General features: G+C 65.1%; 17 protein-coding genes. 5 read left to right on the top strand and 12 right to left on the bottom strand.

Annotated elements, in window-relative coordinates; translation table 11 throughout:
• Positions 1-14: 14 nt before the first annotated feature.
• Positions 15-1,301: an NtaA/DmoA family FMN-dependent monooxygenase gene (locus ACNQVK_RS22685; RefSeq protein ID WP_418031311.1), complete on the top strand. Its 1,287-nt coding sequence runs from the start codon at positions 15-17 to the stop codon at positions 1,299-1,301.
• A gap of 4 nt (positions 1,302-1,305) precedes the next feature.
• Here the strand turns inward: ACNQVK_RS22685 and ACNQVK_RS22680 are convergent, their stop codons facing one another.
• Together ACNQVK_RS22680 and ACNQVK_RS22675 are read right to left on the bottom strand one after the other, a co-directional pair.
• Positions 1,306-2,124: an ABC transporter permease gene (locus ACNQVK_RS22680; protein ID WP_418031310.1), complete on the bottom strand. Its 819-nt coding sequence runs from the start codon at positions 2,122-2,124 to the stop codon at positions 1,306-1,308.
• Complete coding sequence (locus tag ACNQVK_RS22675; RefSeq protein WP_418031309.1) at positions 2,117-2,863, bottom strand: ABC transporter ATP-binding protein; 747 nt, start codon at positions 2,861-2,863, stop codon at positions 2,117-2,119. The genes ACNQVK_RS22680 and ACNQVK_RS22675 overlap by 8 nt, the downstream gene beginning before the upstream one ends.
• Positions 2,864-2,969: 106 nt before the next feature.
• Between ACNQVK_RS22675 and ACNQVK_RS22670 the strand changes: the two genes are divergently transcribed.
• From ACNQVK_RS22670 to ACNQVK_RS22660, 3 genes are read left to right on the top strand one after another with little or no spacing between them, the layout of a single operon-like run.
• Positions 2,970-4,574, top strand: a complete 1,605-nt coding sequence (locus ACNQVK_RS22670) for a rhodanese-like domain-containing protein (RefSeq protein ID WP_418031308.1) — start codon at positions 2,970-2,972, stop codon at positions 4,572-4,574.
• A 14-nt stretch (positions 4,575-4,588) separates the two neighbouring features.
• A complete protein-coding gene (locus ACNQVK_RS22665; RefSeq protein ID WP_418031307.1) occupies positions 4,589-5,803 on the top strand; it encodes an acyl-CoA dehydrogenase family protein in 1,215 nt (404 codons plus the stop codon).
• Positions 5,803-7,134 carry an NtaA/DmoA family FMN-dependent monooxygenase gene (locus ACNQVK_RS22660; RefSeq protein WP_418031306.1) on the top strand — a complete coding sequence of 444 codons (1,332 nt, stop codon included), beginning with the start codon at positions 5,803-5,805 and terminating at the stop codon, positions 7,132-7,134. The genes ACNQVK_RS22665 and ACNQVK_RS22660 overlap by 1 nt, the downstream gene beginning before the upstream one ends.
• 11 nt (positions 7,135-7,145) lie before the next feature.
• Here the strand turns inward: ACNQVK_RS22660 and ACNQVK_RS22655 are convergent, their stop codons facing one another.
• From ACNQVK_RS22655 to ACNQVK_RS22630, 6 genes are all read right to left on the bottom strand, one after another.
• Positions 7,146-8,060: a 2-hydroxyacid dehydrogenase gene (locus ACNQVK_RS22655; RefSeq protein WP_418031305.1), complete on the bottom strand. Its 915-nt coding sequence runs from the start codon at positions 8,058-8,060 to the stop codon at positions 7,146-7,148.
• Between the two features lie 4 nt (positions 8,061-8,064).
• Positions 8,065-8,826, bottom strand: a complete 762-nt coding sequence (locus ACNQVK_RS22650; protein WP_418031304.1) for a DUF1684 domain-containing protein — start codon at positions 8,824-8,826, stop codon at positions 8,065-8,067.
• On the bottom strand, positions 8,823-9,896 hold the full coding sequence (locus ACNQVK_RS22645; RefSeq protein ID WP_418031303.1) for an LLM class flavin-dependent oxidoreductase: 1,074 nt from the start codon (positions 9,894-9,896) through the stop codon (positions 8,823-8,825). Before ACNQVK_RS22645 ends, ACNQVK_RS22650 begins: the two co-directional genes overlap by 4 nt.
• Positions 9,897-10,115: 219 nt before the next feature.
• Entirely contained in the window at positions 10,116-10,955 is an 840-nt protein-coding gene (locus ACNQVK_RS22640) for an ABC transporter permease (protein WP_418031301.1), read from the bottom strand.
• Positions 10,936-11,799, bottom strand: a complete 864-nt coding sequence (locus ACNQVK_RS22635; RefSeq protein ID WP_418031299.1) for an ABC transporter ATP-binding protein — start codon at positions 11,797-11,799, stop codon at positions 10,936-10,938. The genes ACNQVK_RS22640 and ACNQVK_RS22635 overlap by 20 nt, the downstream gene beginning before the upstream one ends.
• Before the next feature lie 25 nt (positions 11,800-11,824).
• Entirely contained in the window at positions 11,825-12,787 is a 963-nt protein-coding gene (locus ACNQVK_RS22630) for an ABC transporter substrate-binding protein (RefSeq protein ID WP_418034266.1), read from the bottom strand.
• A gap of 315 nt (positions 12,788-13,102) precedes the next feature.
• On the opposite strand from ACNQVK_RS22630, the gene ACNQVK_RS22625 reads away from it, so the two are divergent.
• Positions 13,103-13,513: a Dabb family protein gene (locus ACNQVK_RS22625; protein WP_418031298.1), complete on the top strand. Its 411-nt coding sequence runs from the start codon at positions 13,103-13,105 to the stop codon at positions 13,511-13,513.
• Positions 13,514-13,523: 10 nt separating this feature from the next.
• Here ACNQVK_RS22625 and ACNQVK_RS22620 read toward each other — a convergent pair whose 3' ends face one another.
• Genes ACNQVK_RS22620 through ACNQVK_RS22605 form a run of 4 tightly spaced genes read right to left on the bottom strand, consistent with a single transcriptional unit; the run spans position 13,524 to position 17,821 of the window.
• Positions 13,524-14,321 (bottom strand): SDR family NAD(P)-dependent oxidoreductase, encoded by a 798-nt coding sequence (locus ACNQVK_RS22620; RefSeq protein ID WP_418031297.1) that lies wholly within the window; start codon positions 14,319-14,321, stop codon positions 13,524-13,526.
• Between the two features lie 35 nt (positions 14,322-14,356).
• Positions 14,357-15,772: an NtaA/DmoA family FMN-dependent monooxygenase gene (locus ACNQVK_RS22615; RefSeq protein ID WP_418031296.1), complete on the bottom strand. Its 1,416-nt coding sequence runs from the start codon at positions 15,770-15,772 to the stop codon at positions 14,357-14,359.
• Positions 15,661-16,872, bottom strand: coding sequence for an acyl-CoA dehydrogenase family protein (locus ACNQVK_RS22610; RefSeq protein ID WP_418031295.1), 1,212 nt, complete (start codon positions 16,870-16,872; stop codon positions 15,661-15,663). The genes ACNQVK_RS22615 and ACNQVK_RS22610 overlap by 112 nt, the downstream gene beginning before the upstream one ends.
• Positions 16,873-16,903: 31 nt before the next feature.
• A complete protein-coding gene (locus tag ACNQVK_RS22605; RefSeq protein ID WP_418031294.1) occupies positions 16,904-17,821 on the bottom strand; it encodes a MetQ/NlpA family ABC transporter substrate-binding protein in 918 nt (305 codons plus the stop codon).
• Between the last annotated feature and the right edge of the window lie 8 nt (positions 17,822-17,829).

Genomic DNA, 17,829 nt, shown 5'->3' with positions numbered 1-17,829 from the left:
GAGGGACATGACGGATGGCGGAACTGGTGCTGAACTCGGTGATTCGCGCGATCGGATTCACGCAGGGGGGATGGCGCCATCCCGACGCGACGCCACAACGGGCACTGGACCTGAGCTATTACCAGGAGTACGCCCGGACCTCGGAGCGGGGCCTGTTCGACGGTCTGTTCGTCGCGAACACCCCGGCCGCCAGGAGTAATGACTGGACGACGTTGTTCTCGCCGCTGGAACCCGTCGCGCTGTTGTCGGCGCTGGCGCCGACAACGAACCATATCGGTTTGATCGCGACCCTCTCGTCGACGTTCAACCACCCCTACAACGTGGCTCGGCAGATCGCGACCCTGGACCACCTCAGCGGTGGGCGCGCCGGCGTCAACATCGTCACCTCCGGATCATTGGATGCGGCGCGCAACTTCGGCTACGACGAGCTACCGGAACACGATGAGCGATACGAGCGGGCTCACGAGTTCCTCGATGTCCTTCACCAGCTGTGGGACAGCTGGGATGCTGATGCGTTGATCGTCGACAAGGACGCAGGGGTGCAGTCGAAACCTGGCAGTGTCCGCCCGATCGGACATCGGGGCAGGTACTTCGCGGTTCACGGCGCGTTGGATGTTCCCAGGCCCCTGCAGGACCGGCCCCTGGTGTTCCAGTCCGGTTCCTCGGCACCGGGGCGGCGCCTGGCAGCGGCCTACGCCGATGCTGTCTACACCGCACAACGAACGATCCCGGAGTCCAGAGCGTTCCGCGACGATCTTCATCGCGCTCAGAAGCGGTTGGGCCGCAGCGGACCGCTGGTGAAGGTGCTGCCCGGGCTCATCCCCATCGTGGCCGGCACCGACGCCGAGGCGCACGCACTGCATGACGAGATCAGCGCATTGAATCCGCCGGAGCGTTCCGTCGGAATCCTCGAAGAGCGGTTGAAGGTCGATCTGACCGGCATCGAACTCGACGAGCCGTTCCCGGTGACGCGGCTTCCACCGGTGCAGAGCCTGGCCGGTGAGCGTAGCTTCCACGAGATCGTGCGTAGCCACGCCGGCGCCGGAGCAACCCTGCGGGGCATCCTGCGGATCACCGACTCGGGCAACGGTCACCTGCGCTTCGTCGGTTCGGCCGAGCGCGTTGCCGACGAGATCGAACAATGGTTCACCGCAGGTGCGGTCGATGGGTTCAACATCAACCCCGCGATCACGCCGACCGGTCTCACCGACTTCATCGACCAGGTGATCCCGCTGTTGCAGGCCAAGGGGATCTACAAACGCGAATACGCCGGCGCAGGGTCACGGGCGGCGTTCGCGTAACGCACTACGGCTTGAGGCGGGACCCGGTCCGGAACTTGGATGCGAGGAACACGCCGACGGCGATGGCGGCGACGATGACCGCGAGCAGAGCCGGCCCCGCCGGGATGTCTGCGGTACCCAGCATGCCGTGGCGCATCGCCTGCACCGCGTAGAAAACCGGATTGAGGTAGCTCAGCGCCCGCCAGGTCGGTGCCAGATCGTGAACGGAGTAGAACACACCACCCAGGAAGCACAGCGGTTGCACGATCAGCACCTGGATGGCCGCGACATGTTCCTGGGTCTGGTTGTACATCCCGGCGACCATCCCGGCCTGCGCGACGAAGATCAGCACCGCGGCGAAGGCGATGATCGTGTATCCCGGCCTGGCGATGTGCGAACCGGTCAACGGCATGGCGATGAGCAGGATCGCCGACGAGATCAGAATCCCGCGCACGATAGACCCGAGGACCAGGGCGAGGTTGATTTCCCACCAGCGCAGTGGACTGGCGAGGACGGCATTGATGAAGCGGTCCTTGCGGGCCTCGAACAGGGACGCGGACCCTTGGATGTAGCCGGCCGTGACCACCGCGAGTACCACGAGTCCCGGAAGGATGAACTGGTCGTAGGGCGCCCCGCGCACCGGCGAGACGCGACTGCCCAACGCCAGCCCGAAGACGAAGACGAAGAGCAGCGCCGCAAGGACCTGACCGGCGACGGTGTAATACCAGACTTTCAGGTAGCGGACGATCTCGCGCTGCAGCAGCCACGTGAACGCCGGTCGCTGGGGCAGATAAGGACGGTCGTAGGGCGTCAGTGGTGCTGAGGACAGCCAGCTTTCACTCACCGAGCACCTCCGCCAGTGGTGCCGCCATCGCCCGGTTGTACACCTCGGTCAGGTCGGTGGCACCGAACTCGGCACGCAAACCCGCGGCGGTGTCGCGCGATATCAGGCGGCCCGCTCTGATCAGTGCCACTTCGTCGCACAGCGCCTCGGCTTCCTCCAGGTAGTGGGTGGTGAGCAGGATCGTGTGCCCGATCCGATGCAGATCGCGCATATAACTCCACAGGTCCGATCGCAGTTCGACGTCGACGCCCGCGGTCGGCTCGTCGAGAATCAGCAGGCGCGGGCGGTGGATCAGTGCTCGCGCCACCAGCAGCCGGCGCTGCATACCCCCGGACAACGAGAGCGGACGCCCGTGCGCCTTGTCTGCGAGACCGAGCAGCTCGAGCAGCTCGTGTGCGCGCCGGGTGGCTTCGCGCCGACCGAGACCGTAATAGCCGGCGTGATAGATGAGCACCTCGATGTTGGTCAGGAAGCGATCCAGGTTCACCTCCTGCTCGGCCAGGCCCACCAGTGCGCGCGCGGTGCGAGAGTTGTTCGGGTGCCCGAAGATCCGGATCTCACCCGATGTCGGGCGCAGCAGGTTGCAGGTCGCCGAGATGAGAGTGGATTTGCCTGCGCCGTTGGGCCCCAACAATCCGAAGAACGCGCCGTCGGGGATTTCCAGATCCAGGGCATGCAAGGCGGTGAACCCCGAACGGTATGTCTTGCGCAGGTTTCGGACTTCGAGAGCAGGTGGCACACGAGCAAGCTACCTCCATCCGCATGCTGAACAGTTAAGTCAGGACGCCGCATTCCGGTAGCCAAAGCTGCTTGTTCACGGCCCGGACCGGGTCGATACTCGGCGGATGACGACAGTCGCGACCGCCACGATCACCGCCGAGCAGCTCCACGAATTGCTCACCGCCGGAGCTGAATACGCGCTCATCGATGTGCGTGAGGCCGGTGTGACCGCCGCACAGGGTTCGATCCTGCTTGCGGTCTCGATTCCCCTCAGTGTGCTGGAGCTGCGGGTACAGACGAGAATTCCTCGGGTGTCCACGCCGGTGGTCGTCTACGACGGCGGCGAGGGGCAGCTCGCCGAGCGGGCGGCCGGGCGGCTGGTGGCACTGGGGTACAACGACGTTCGCGTCCTCGGCGGTGGTTTGCGTGCATGGGCGGATGCCGGATACAAGGTGCAGTCCGGCGGTGACCATGTCATCGGACAAGCTTTCGGGGAGTGGATCGAGGAGGTCTACGAAACCCCGCACATCACGGTCAGTGAGTTCCGCGACCGGGTTGCGGCCGGGGAGGACATCGTTCTGCTCGACAGCAGACCGATCGGCGAGTTCGAGAATCACAGCCTGCCGGGCGGCACCTCCATCCCCGGCGCCGAACTCGTCTACCGGGCCGCCGAGGCGGTCAAGTCTCCCGATTCCCTGGTGGTGGTGAACTGCGCGGGGCGCACCCGCAGCATTCTCGGTGCCCAGGTGCTGATCAACGCCGGGTTGCCCAACCGGGTGGTCTCGCTCGAAGGGGGTACTCAATCCTGGGTGCTTGAGGGCCATGACCTCGACCACGGAAAGGCCGTCGCGGTTCCACTGCCCGCCGACGACGCCGTCGCCTCGGCGAAAGCGGCGGCGGCCCGGTTCGCCGACCGCTTCGCTATCGCCCACATCGACAAGGCCACCCTGCGGCGGTTCCGCGACGAGACGGATGTCAGGTCGTTGTACGTGCTGGACGTGCGTACGCCGCAGGAGTACGAGACAGGGCATCTGGCGGGTTCGCGCTCAGCTCCCAGCTGGGACGTTGCGCCGTGGACATTCCGGCATGTCGGCACCCACAACGCCCGCATCGTGCTGGTCGACAACGACACCGTCCGCGCGACTGTCGCCGCGTCGTGGATCACACAGATCGGCTGGGGCGAGGTGTTCGTGCTGGACGGTGCGTTCGATGGTGAGGAACTCAAAACCGGTGCCGCGCCAGTGCTTTTCGACGTCCCGGACAACGGGTACCACGTGATCGGCGCCGACGACCTGAAGTCCGCCATCGATGACGCCGTGGTGCTCGACCTGGCGGCCAGTCCTGCTTACCGCGCCGGCCACATTCCCGGTGCACGGTTTGCCATCCGGTCCCGCCTGGCTGCAACGGACATCCCCGGCACCGGACCGATCGTGCTGACGTCCGAGGATTCGGTGCTGGCCCGGTTCGCCGCAGTTGAGCTGGCCGGCGCCACGGACCGCCCGGTCCAGGTTCTCGACGGCGGCACGAAGTCCTGGACAGACTCCGGTCACGTGTTGGAAACCGGGATCGAACACTGGCTGCACGAGCCCGACGACGTGGTGCCGTCGGGCTGGCGCGAAACAGATCCGGAGCGGCGCAAGGCCGGTTTCCGTCGCTACCTGGCATGGGAGTTGGGGCTCGTGGCAGAACTGGCGCAGGACGACACCGTGCCGTTCAAGAAATACGACTAGGGCGGGTGCAGCGAATGACCATCGATACCCGGATTGATTCCGCACCGGTTGCTTTCGGCTCACCGGAACTGGCTGACCTGATCGCCCAGATCGGTGACGGCGTCATCGACCGCGATGACCGTGGCGAGCCGCCCTTCGCCAAGTTCGACCTGATTCGCCGGGCCCGGCTCGGTGCACTGCGCCTTCCGGTCGCCTCCGGGGGTGGCGGTGCCACCCTGCGAGAGTTGTTCGAGGTGATCATCTCCCTGGGCGCGGCCGATCCGAATGTGGCACACAGCGTGCGCAACCACCTGGGCACTGTCGAGAATCTCATCCGGCGCCCACGCACCGAGGATGCGCGTTGGTTCGACCGCATCCGCAACGGCGACCTGTTCGGAATATCGGCGACCGAATTGGGCACTGCCCATGCTGGAAGTCCCGATTACCGGTACACCACCGCGATCACCGAGACACCGGACGGTTTGCGGTTGTCAGGGGAGAAGTTCTACAGCACCGGCAACCTCTATGTGGACTGGCTCGTGGTCGTGGCGACCGACCAGCACGGCGAGACCGTCCGGCTCATCGTCCCGGCCGACCGGCCCGGCGTCGTCATCGAGGATGACTGGGACGGCATCGGTCAGCGGTTCACCGGCAGCGGGACAACGCGTTTCGTAGATGTCGCGGTGTCGGATGACGACTTCTTCGCGCCCGGCGGGTTCGGGGGCGACGTGCCATACAAGGGCACTTTCCCGCAGCTGTATCTCACGGCCGTCATCGCCGGAATCCTGCGCCGCGTCGTTCGTGATGCCACCGAGCTGGTGCGCGCCAAGCGGCGGACCTTCTATCACGCGGCGGCCGAAAATCCGGTCGAGGATCCCATCCTGCAGCAGAGCGTCGGCGTGCTCTCCAGTCAGGCGTTCGCTGCCGAAGCGCTCGTCCTGTCGGCGGCGGAGTCGCTCGGGGCGGCCACTGAGGCACACGGTCGGCGGGAGGAGGAAGAGGCGTTGTCGCTGGAGGCGACCCTGCGGGCGGCCAAGGCGAAAGTGGTGATCGACGAACTGGCGAACCGGGCGGCCTCGGAGTTGTTCGACGTCGGCGGCGGATCCACCGTCCGGCGCAGCGCCCACCTGGATCGCCACTGGCGCAACATCCGGACCCTTGCCGCGCACAATCCCAAGACATACAAGGCGAAAGCCATTGGAGCCCACGAGATCACCGGTGAGCCGCTCCCGCGCGGCGGATTCTTCTGATGGCGCCGCGGCGGGAATACCTGAACCTGGTCCTGTTCGACCGCCCGAGCGGCTGGTCGGACAAGCAGCAGGCCCACGGCTCGTCGCCAGGTTCGGCTTTCAGACGGATCGTCGACTTCGCGCAGCAGGCCGAGCACGCCAAGATCGATGCGTTCTTCAAGGCGGATTTTCTGGGGTTCGACAAGGACAACATCATCAACGACCCGAGCCTGCTCGGCGAACCGCTGGCGGTGACAGCGGCACTGGCTTCGGTGACCGAACGGATCGGGCTGGTGGTCACGGCCTCGACCTCGTTCTTCGAGCCGTACAACGTGGCCCGCCAGATTGCCACGCTGCACAACGTCAGCGGGGGACGGGCCGGGTGGAATGCCGTCACCTCGTTCAATGGTGAAGTGAACTTCGGGCCGACGACGTTGCTTCCACCTGCCGAACGCTACGAACGGGCAGCCGAGTTCATCGAAGTGGTCGTGAAGCTGTGGGACAGTTGGGCTCCCGATGCGCTGTCGTTCACCGATGGTCGCGCACCGACCGTGGATGCCGCCAGAATTCGCGACATCGACCACGTGGGACCGTACTACTCGGTCGAACAGGCGCTCGACGTGTCTCGTCTCGTCGAGGACTTGCCTGTCGTATTCCAGGCCGGAGCCTCGGAGGACGGCATCCGATTCGCGGCGCGATTCGGTGAAGCCGTGTTCGTCGCCACCCCGGACCTGGCTCACGCCCGGTCCTACTACGACACCATCAAGGGCTTGGTGGAGGCAGGTGGCCGCCACCCCGACGCACTCCGCGTGCTGCCCGGGATCCGTACCTACATCGCCGACACCGAGAAGGCAGCGCGCGACGAGTACCGGCAGGTGTTCGCCGAGCCCAATTTCTACGCCGACCGGCTCAAGTTCCTCGCACGTGAGGCGCCGTTCTTCGATTTCGCGGATCTGGATCTCGACGATGTCATTCCGGGCGAACGGATTCCGCCCCGGGAGACGTTCGCCACCAGCCAACGCCGGGTCAGCCGTGGGCTGCTGTTGCGCGATCTGGTGACCGAGGTGGAGAACATCACGCTGCGTCAGTTCCTCCAACGGATCCGGGGCAGTGGGCATCTGGATGTCATCGGCACACCAGAACAGGTGGCCGACGTGTTCGCCGAATGGTTCACCGTGCGTGCCAGCGACGGATTCACGCTGCACGGGGGCAACTCGTTCGACCGGCTCACCGACCAGGTCATCCCGCTGCTACGCGGCAGAGGACTCGTCCGTCAGGAGTATGAGGCCCAGACGTTGCGGGAGAATCTCGGTCTGGAGCAATACCACTTGACAGCCAGTCGGACGAGTTAGGGCGCGCAGTGTCACCGCGGGCCGGTGCCTGGCACCAGGTTGGGGGGCAGGTCGCCGCCGGCGTAGACGTCGATCTGGTGGTGCGCGATCTCCCACGCCCTCTCCCAGGCGCCGGTTGTGCTCCCGGCGACGTGCGGGGTCAGCAACACACCAGGTGCAGACCACAGTGGATGACCCTGCGGTAGCGGCTCGGGTTCGGTGACATCGAGTGCCGCGCGGAGGCGGCCGGAGGTCAGTTCCACCAGTAGGGCATCGGTGTCGACGGCGCTGCCCCGGCCCACGTTGACGATCAACGCCCCATCGCGCAGGTTGGCCAGGAACGTGGAATCGATGATGTGGCGCGTGGATTCGTCCGCGGGCAGCATCGCGACCACCACGTCCGCACCGGGCAGCAGCCGGTCGATGTCGTCGAACCCGTGGACGCCCGGCCGGGGTCGCCTGCCGACGAGTATCACCTCGGCCTCGAACGGTGCGAGCCGCGAAGCTAGGTTGACCGCCAGATCACCGGCGCCCAGGACGACGACCCGCTTACCGATCAAGGTCTCGGTGTTTCCGGCCAGCCACACACCCCTGGATTGCTGTTCGTCGAACAGTTTCAGGTTTCGGTAGACGGCGAGGAGTACGGCCACCACCCATTCCGCGGACGAGCCACCATGTGCTCCTCGCGCGTTGGAAAGGATGACCCCGTCAGGTAGATACGGCAGCCACTGTTCGTATCCGGCGTTGAGGGTCTGCACGAGGCGCAGATCCGGTAAGTCGACAAACTGTGCGCCCACGGCCGCCGCGGATTCGTAGCCGACCACCACCACGGTGGCGTCCCGATGACCGGCCGGCCAAGGTTGGCCGGGCTCGTAGCGGATCGCCTCCAGGTTCGTGGAGGTCTCCAGCGTCTTGACGCCGAGGTCGTCTGGGACAAGGACTTTCACCGGCTCATCGCGGATTCTTCTCGCCGGCCTCGACGGGGACGGGCAACCTGTTCTCGGCCGGTGCCACCGGGCATGTTGCGTAGTCGGTGAACGAGCACGGCAGATTCGACGCCCGGTTGAAGTCGAGTGTCACCGTTCCTGCGAGACCGGGAGCGGCGATCGACAAGGACCTGGCGGCAGGATAGGTCGTCACTCCGCTGGTGGCGTCGGTGAACAACACTTGCAATTCGCCATCAGGACGACCGAAGGCAACGAGTTGCAGTGCGGCGCCATCAAGTTCGAAGGCGATGGTGCCGACGGCATCGTGGTGGTGCTCGAGGCCCTCCACGACCGCGCCCGTCGTGACCGTCTGTGGCCGCTCGTAGGGTGTGAACGTGCCTGTGACGCGCCAGCGTTCGCTGGCCGGGTAGGCCGGAATCCCCTTGTACGCCTGAAGGTGTGGTGACTTGGGGTCATGCACCCGCAGGGCCACGGACCCGGTGCGCCGAATGACCTCGATGCGCCGATCCCCATCCTCGACGAGGAGTCCAGGCGCGCCCTCCACCGGTTCCAGGCGTTCGGCCGTTCCTGACACTTCGAGATACGCCGCGTCGGCGTCCGCGCGCCAGCGTCCGGGTAGGTCGGCGATGGCCTCGAACTCGTCCGTCAGCCAATACAAGCCGGTCAGGCTCACCCAGCCCAGTGGGTCTCCGTAATAGTGTTCGCGCCCCGCGTGCCATTCGTTCCAGGCTCGGCCGAATGCCGCGGTGTCTTCGATCGTGGTCACGGTCCGACTACTCCTTCCAACTGACTTTGTGCGGCCAGCGGCCGACTCGGAAACTCCTCGCGCAGAACGGGCGCGACATCGGACTGAAACAGCTCAAGACTGCGGCGTTTCTGGCCGGCCGTCACACCGTCGGTGTCGGCGCTGAGATGAATCACCTCGTGGCCGAGTTCCTGGTGGTAACGGCCCACCTTGTCGATCACCTGCTGGGGGCTGCCCACCAATGCCGAGCTGCGGTCGACGAAATCCTCGATCGACTCGAACACCACCGGAAGACCGACCCGCCGGGCAAAGCCGAGGCGGGTTTCGAACGACAACCGGTACTCCTCGATCGCCTGCTGCGACGTCGGCGCAATGTGGAAACCGGCAGTCCCGGCCCCCACCAACGCGTCTTCGGGCCGGTGGCCGTAGAACTCCCACCGCTGCCGGTAGTGCCGCACGAGGTCGGCATAGGGTTCGATCGGATACGTCACGTTGGCGGAGAAGATGGGATCTCCGTGGCGTGCCGCGAGGTCGACCGAATCCTTACTGGTTGCACTGCCATGCCAGATACGAATCCGCTTCTGCAGAGGTCTGGGGAGCGCCTTGGCGTCGACGAGGGACGGCCGGAACCGACCGGACCACGTCACGTGGTCGTGGTCCCACAGCGCGCGGAACAACTCGTAGCCCTCCCGGTTGCGGTCCCACTGATCGGCGGTCGTGACCTGGAACAGCTCGGCCTGCGCCGCACCGTTGCCCTTTCCGATGATCAACTCGAGCCGCCCGCCGGACAGGTTGTCCAACGTCGAGTAGTCCTCGAATGCGCGTACCGGGTCGAGCAGGCTCAACGTGGTCACGGCGGTGAACAGCCCGATCCGCGAGGTGCGCGCCGCGATGTTGCTCAGCACCACGGGTGGGGAGGACGAGATGAACGGGTCCTCGTGACGCTCGCCGACCGCGAATCCGTCAAAGCCCAGCTGGTCGGCGAGTTGGGCAGCGTCGACGACTTCGCGTAGCCGGTCGGCCGGACTGCTCTTCTCGCCCGTCACGGGATCGGGATGATGCGCGATGAGGGTCAGCAGTAGGAACTTCACAGTCGGCCTCCACGAATCACGGCACTGCGAAGCCACTCCGCGTCGGCGAATCGCACGCACATGCGTGGTTCAACGCTCGTCGGCACCGTCTTAATTCGCAACGATCGACCTGCGTGCCGATAGATCGTCACAACCAGCGACGTCACCAGCGGTAATGCCGGCGGGTCGAAGCGTTGGCCGTTCGAATCGGGCTGACGAAAACCGCAGATGCTGCGTCTGTCATTTGTTGGTCAGCCCGCGTTGCCAGCCGGTGACGCGCCATTCGATGCCGGTCATCACCGCGTTGACGAGCACTCCGATCAGGCCGAGGGCGAGAATTCCGGCATACATCTGCGGGGTCTGGTACCGCAGGGCGGCGTTGTTGATGTAGATGCCGATACCCTGCGCGCCGCCGACCAGTTCAGCGGCAACGAGTGCGGTGAACGCGTTGGCCGAGGCCAGCCGGATACCCGGAAAGATCGCCGGGATCGCGGCAGGCAGGATGACATGAACGAAGGTGTACCAGCGCCCAGCGCCCAGCGCGCGGGCCGAGTTCAACAGTTGGCGCTCCACGCCGCCGACCGCGCCGACCGCGTTGACGAAGATCGGCCAGAAGCACGCCCAGACGACGATCGCGATCTTGGACTCCTCACCGATGCCCAGGAACACGACGAACACCGGTAGCAGCGCCAGCAGCGAGAGGTTCCGGAAGAACACCAGGACCGGTTCGGCGAGGGTCTGAAAGACCGTGAACGATCCCACCACGATTCCGAGCGAGATCCCGGCTGCGAGTGCGATCAGAAAGCCGATCAGCGCGCGCTGTACGCTGGGCCAGATCTGCGAGCTCAACGTGCCGTCCAGCAGTCCGTCGACAAACGCCGTGAAGGTGTCCTGTGGTGTCGCCAGGTACATGTCGCTGACGTAGCCGGTCGCCACGACCAGCCACCAGATGGCCAGGAAGCCTGCCAGCCCGATCGCTCCGCCGAGGAACCTGCCGTACTTGGCGAGCCACGGACCGGGTGTGTCGAGGGCGTCGTCGCGGTCCTCCGCTTCCGTGTGGTCATCGAGCGTGATGGCCAATTCGGACCTCCTCTTGAAGAACTCGCGCCACGTGTGCCCGGATATGGACGAAGTCCTCCGAGCTTCGGACGTCGCTGTCCCGGGGGCGCGGCAGATCGACATCGACGAGCGCCTTGACCGTGCCGGGCGCCTGGGTCATGACGGCGATGCGGTCGGACAGGAAGATGGCCTCATCGATCGAGTGGGTGACGAACAGGATCGTCTTCTTCGTCTCGCCGGCCTCCCAGATCCGGAGCAGTTCGCCCTGCAGAAACTCACGGGTTTGGGCGTCCAAGGCCGCGAACGGCTCGTCGAACACGAGGATCTCGGGCTCGTAGGCGAGTACACGTGCGATCGCGACCCGTTGCCGCATGCCACCGGAGAGTTGATGGGGGAGCCGGTTCGCAGCATCCTCGAGCCCCACTGTCCGCAGAACGGCGGCAGCGCGCTCGCGTCGCTGTGCTTTGGGTACCCCGCGGATCTTGAGGCCGGCCTCGACGTTCTTCTGCGCGGTCAGCCACGGGAACAGTCCGTAACCTTGGAACACGACCCCGACGTTCTTACTGACGCCGTCGACGGGCTCGCCGTCAATCGAGACGGTTCCCCTGTCGTAGGTGTCCAGGCCCGCAAGGATATTGAGGAACGTGGACTTTCCACAACCGCTCGGGCCGAGCAGCGAAACGAACTCGCCGGCCCTGATCTTGAGATCGAATCCCGACAGCACCGTGGTCGCGCCCTGGGCTGATCGGGACCGAGGTTTGGGGTAGCGCTTGGTGATTCGACTTGCTTCGATCTTCCAGGCCGGGTCGGCAACTTGCGGAGCGCCCGCGTGGCTTTCCGGCTCGGTGAGCACGTGTTGGGTCATGTCAGTTGACTTTCATGCGGACGGATCACTTCTGGTCTTCGAGCCCGGAGATGTCGACCAGATGCGTTTTGAAGATGCCGTTGTTCTGCTCTCGGTCGAGGATCGTGGTGTTGCGATCCTGGGACTCCAGCAGATCGGCGGACTTCGCAAACGGATTGAACGCGTTGGTGGCGATGTCTTCGGGCTTGAGGTCATCAGAACCGGGTAGCGGATTGCCCACGTCCTTGACCAGATCCCACCACAGCCGCAGACTTGCCTTGTCCAGCAGTGCATTTGGTGCGTAGTGCCAGTTGGTGGTCTGCTCGACCGGATAGCCCGTGGTTTTGCCTGCGATCTCGGCGGATTCCCGGGGGTGCGCGTTCGCCCAATTCGCGGTCTTGGCGATGATGCCGACGAACTCCCGTGCGGCCTTCGGATGCTTCTGAAGCCAGGCATTGCTCGCGACAAACGGCGCCTGGCCACCGAGCGGGCCCCATTCGTCATAGGACGTGAAGGCCTGGGTGAACTTGTCGTGCTGGCTCAGCAGCACACCCACGAGTGGTGGGTGGAACACGCCGAGATCGACTTCGCCGCGTTCGATTGCGGGCGCTATGAGCTCGGGCTTGAGTTGCAGGAAATTGACCCGGTTCAGGTCCACGCCGTTCTTCTTCAGGTAGCGCTTGATCACCAGATCGGTGCAACTGTTGAAGTCCGAAAGACCAATCGTCTTACCCTCGACGGCTTTCAGATTGGCCTTGGTGATATCGGAACCGGCCTTGGTGAAATAGGCCATATGGGGTTCGTTGGGGAGGTCGAGCATGCTCGACGCGATGGCCGTGAACTTGAAACCCTTGACCTTTCCGTCGATGTCGTTGTTGAACATGCCCGTCGCGATATCGATGGCGCCTTGATCGAGCAACTGCACCGCGGGCACGGCGGTGGCGGGCCCGACGTATTCGGGGCGGACTCCGGCGTTGTCCCAGTACCCCAACTCGTCAGCGATGCGCACCAGCGACAGCGCTGTCGGCGAATTGGCGAATCGGAACGTGACAACGCCATCGTCGTTCTTGCCGCTACAGCCCGCCAGCAACACCGGCGTGACCAGGGCAGCCAACCCGAGCGCAATCGACGATTTCCGGAAATGTCGCACACGGCTGGAGGTCACCTTTTCCACCTTCTCCACGGATCGAGCCTTCGGCCGATTCAATTGCGACGCTAAACTTCCCGCCAATTGCCGGCCACCGATTAATTCAGCGTGAGCAGAGTTGTGCCGGACTGTCCGGTCGTGACGGTGTATTTGATGTGACGAGTGGAAAGGGTCCGCATGATCATCACTGCACAGCGATTCAGCTTCAAACCCGGTGTCGGCGAAGCAGACAAGTCCCGGGCGATCGCGGCGGTAGCCGCATTGACGGGGGCGGAACCGGTCGCGTTCGCGTTCGTCGGTCAGGATCTGGGTGATCCTGCCGACGGTTTCACCCATGGGTTCAGCATCGGGCTGGCCGATCTCGACGCGCTCGAACGCTATTTCGACGATCCGCTTCACGCCGCAGCCGACCGGGCACTGCTGCCACTGCTTCAGAAGGCCGTCGGAACTGGAGTATCCGACGACGACGATCCCGAGTTGCGGAGCAAGATCGTCGCGTTGCATCAACGCAGAGCCCAACGAGACCCGGAGTATCTCGCACTCCTTGAGGCAATTCCCGAGACTGCGTTGCTCGACGAAACGCGGTGAGGGCGGTCAACTAGTAGTTGACCGTGCCCAGCAGTCCGCCACCGGCAGCGACGGCGTCGCCGGTGATGCTGACGCTGCGCGGTGAGGCCAGGAATGCCACCACGTCCGCCACCTCGCTGGCCTCGACGACCCGGCCGATCGCGTTGTTGGCGATCTGTTTCTCGTACTCGGCGACGTCGAGTCCCGCGGCGTCGGCGGCGGCCTGATATTGGGGTGTCTTGGTCTCTGTGCGGGTCTGGCCGGGGTGCACCACCGTGACATTGATCCCGTGAGGTCCGAGCTCGTCGGCGAGATTCTTCGTCAACGCGGCCACACTGACGTTGCGGATACTGCGCACGATCGAATGCGTCTGACGGTAGCCAAGGCCGCTGATGTTGATGATCCGGCCCCAGCCCTGTGTGACCAGATGCGGTGCGACGGCCCGTGTGGTGCGCAGGTAGCCGACCACCTTGATGTTGACATCGGCCCAGAAATCTTCGTCACTGGTGCCGGCCAGGCCGGGAAAGCCGGACCCCACAGCCTGATTCGATGCGTTGTTGACCAGGATGTCGACGCCGCCGAGTTCCTCGACGGCGCGAGCCACCAGCGCCTTGACCGATTCGTCATCGCCGGTGTCGGTGACCACCGGAATCGCCCGCCGGCCGCTGCGTTCGGCGACCTCGGCGGCGGCCTTTTCCAGCGTGGCCCGGGTGCGTGCGGCGAGCACCACGTCGACGCCTTCGGCGGCCAGCGCGTGTGCGATCGCCAGCCCGATGCCCTTGCTGCCACCGGTGATGATCGAGCGCTTGCCCGTCAGTTGTAGATCCACGTCCATTCTCCTCGTGTTGTTGGGGTGTGGGTGTTTCACCACCGGGGCCGGGGCAGGCCCAGGTGGTCACGCAGTGTCGTGCCCTCGTACTTGCGCCGGAACAGTCCGCGATCCTGAAGTAGCGGAACCACCTCGTCGACGAACAGCGGCAGGCTTTCCTCGATGACGTCGAACATCAGGTTGAAACCGTCGACTGCCGAAGTGGCGAACCATGTTTCGAAGGTGTCGGCGACTGTGCCGGGAGACCCGACGACGGTGAGGTGGCCGGTCCCGTCGCGCAGCAGCTCACGCAACGGCTTGCCGGATTCGGCGAGCCCGATGATCGACCGCAGGAAGCCTTCGGAATTGACCTCCTTGCGCTCCTCGAGGTCCACCTTGTGCAGGGGAAGTGGTGCGTCGAGATCGAGCTCGTCGGGGGACAGACCGAGCCGGCCTGCCAGGTACTGGCGTCCCGAGAGTGACCCGTCGATTCCGTCGAGCTCCGTCCGGCGCCGTGCGGCCTCATCGTCGGTCGAGGCGAGGGTCAACGCGGCCCCGGGCAGTACCAGTACCGGAGCCCGGGTCGGGGCGCGCACGGATGCGGCGGCGTCAAGTCTGCGCCGAAAGTCCAGTGCCACATCCAATGTCATCGCCGAGGCGAAAACCGCGTCGGCGTAGCGACTCGCCAGGTCGAGCCCGGCGTCTGAACCACCGGCCTGAAAGATCACCGGCAGGCCCTGCTCTGACGGCGGCACCGTGGATCCGCCGTCGACCGAGAAGAACTCACCGGTATGGGTGATCGGGTTGACCGCATCCGGTCGTGTGAAGACTCCAGACTCCTTGTCAGCCACGATCGCGTCCGGTGACCAGGTGCGCCAAAGTGATTCGACGATTCCGGTGAATTCGCGAGCCCGTGCGTAGCGTTCGGCCTTGGGCGGTGGCGAGTCCAGACCGTAGCTCCGCGCGATACGCGGGTTGTAGCTCGTGACGACGTTCCAGCCGGCCCGCCCGTGTGACACCCGGTCGAGGCTCTGGATCGACCGGGCCAGGTTGTAGGGGTGATGCCAGGTGCTGGATACCGTGGCGACGAGCCCGACGTACTCGGTGTGGGCCGCGGCCGTCGTCAGGGCAATGACCGGATCAAGCCTGGCCGCCGATGCATTGCGATCCCAGCCACCGTCCAGCGCGGGCTGATCGGCGAGAAAGAACGCGTCGAACAGCCCTTGCTCGGCCAATTGCGCCAGGCGGACGTAGAACTCGCCGGTCGCGGTCGACTCGGGGTCGATGCCGTCGCGTCGCCAGGCCGACTTGTAGGTGCCCAGGCCCGGAGCGTTGAGCCCGAGGTGCAGTTCGCGGGTACTCAGAAGAACGCTCCGTTCGGAAGTGGCGCCCCGGTCAGTTCGTGCGCGCCGATGGCCCGGGCCTTGTAGGTCCTCGGGTTGTGCGCGGCCAACGTGCGGATGTTGCGCCAATGCCGGTCCAGGTGTGAGCTGCGCCGTGCCGCGGTGCCACCGCCGACATCGAACAGGTCACCCGCGGCGCGTAAGGCGAGTTCGTCGACGACGACCTTCGCCTTGGCGGCACCCAGCGCCGCCCGCAGTGACAGGTCGGGTTCATCTGAGGTGCCGTGAGCCGCATAGGCATTCGAGAGCGCGTCGGCGGCCGACGTCACCAACGCTTCCGCCGCGAAAGCCTGGCTGGACAGCAGTCCCACCGTTTGTTGCAGGATCGGATCGTCGACCGGGCGCTCGGAGGCGGCGTGATAGAACGTGCGTTGCTTGCCCTGCACGAGCGCCGCCGCGTCCCGGGTCACCCGGCGCAGGATCCCCGCGATGACCGCGGTGAGGTACAGCTGCGGGAAGGTCGCCGAGTAGGGCAGCTCGCCGTAGAGGGTTCCGCGGCTCAGGAAGCTCTCGCGTTCGACAGCGGCATTGTCGTAGCTGGTTGTCCCACTCCCGGTGAAACGCTGACCGATTCCGTCCCAGTCCCGCGCGACGTGCACGCCCGGGCGGTCGGCCGGCACCACGACCCGGACCGGATCGCCGTCGGGACCGGTCGCGCTCACGACGAGGTAGTCGGCGTACAGGTTGCCGGTGCTGTAGAACTTGGTCCCCGTCAAACGCAGGCCGTCGGAACCGTCCGTGATTGTGGTCTCGAACTCTCTGTTACGTCTGCCCGCCTGCTTACCGCTCAACTCGGTCGTCGATGTCCCGAACAGCTTGCCTGCCTTGACCTCGTCGAGCCACCGGCGGTCGGCGTTGTCACGTTGGCGCAAAAGGCTTTCGGTGAAGTTGAAATGATTGCGGAGGCTGTGTGCGATGTTGGGATCGACCTCGCCCAGGGCGATGACCGTCCGGAACAGCTCGGTCAGGGTCGCGCCGCCGCCACCGTCGGCGACAGGAATCCGCAGTGCGCCGAGGCGGGCGGACCGGATCACATCGAACTCCTCGAACGGGTGGCGGTCGGCGTCGTCACGATCGACGACGCCGGCGTCGATGTAGGCGAGCAGCGCGTCGAGGTCGGTGGAGCCGATGGTCACGGGCTCGTCATTGGCGGGTGCGGTAATCGTCATGCGTGGTCTCCTCGGTCGGGTCGGGTCGGTATCACGGTTCGAATGGCACCTGCGCCGAGATGAACTTCCCGCGGTAAGTGGTGGTGAGGTACTGCGCTATCTCCTTGCCTTCCAGGGCGTGTGCGAGTGCGGACACCCGCGCATCACCCGCCAGCCTCGCCGGCGCCACCAGGACGCGGGAGTACGGATTGCCAGGTCCGGGCTCGATGGCCAACGCGTCATTGGCGGGGACGAGTCCGATGGACGACGCGGTGGTCGGGTCCAGGACCACCGCGTCGTAATTGTGATAGATGTCCCCGGCGTATTCGGTGAAGTCGATCCCGCGGATGGCCAGATGTCGTTGCGATTCCAGCACATTGGCGTCTGATACCGAAAGATCGGCCACCGTCAGGCCGCCGAACGCACGGTCGAGTTTCACCAGGTCGACGGTCTGCAACAGGTACAGGCTGCGCGCGAAGCCGGCCTTGGTCTCCGGTACGGCCACCTCGGCACCGTGCGGCAGACTCGTGCCGGTGATCTTGTCCGCAACCAGGCCCGAGTTGACCCAGTCCTCGGTGGGCTTGAGATCCCTCCACTTCGACGAGTACAAGGCGTATGGAGCCACGTCGACCTTGGAGACGATGCTCAAGGTGCTGTGGTCGTCGGCCTGCTGATTGCCGAGGAACGCGGGTTGGGTCTGATAGAAGGCTAGGTCGGACTTACCTTCTGCCACCTGGGAATTGGCATCAGCGGCGGCATCCACCAATTCCAGTTTCAGGTCGCCGGCCAGATGGTTCTTCAGCACGTGCTCCAACACATCGCGGTAGCCTTCGCCGCCCACCTGGATTCGCAGGACATCGCTTGAAGCCTTCTCGGAGTACGTGACCGGCACATCATCGGTGCAACCTGCCATCGCCGCGGCGACCGATACCGCGGCGACCATGGTTGAAATGATGCGTACCAATGTCATTGAACCTC

The organism is Mycobacterium sp. 134 (genome assembly GCF_048282715.1).
GTDB lineage: Bacteria > Actinomycetota > Actinomycetes > Mycobacteriales > Mycobacteriaceae > Mycobacterium > Mycobacterium septicum.
This window is presented reverse-complemented; position numbering and strand designations above follow the sequence as displayed.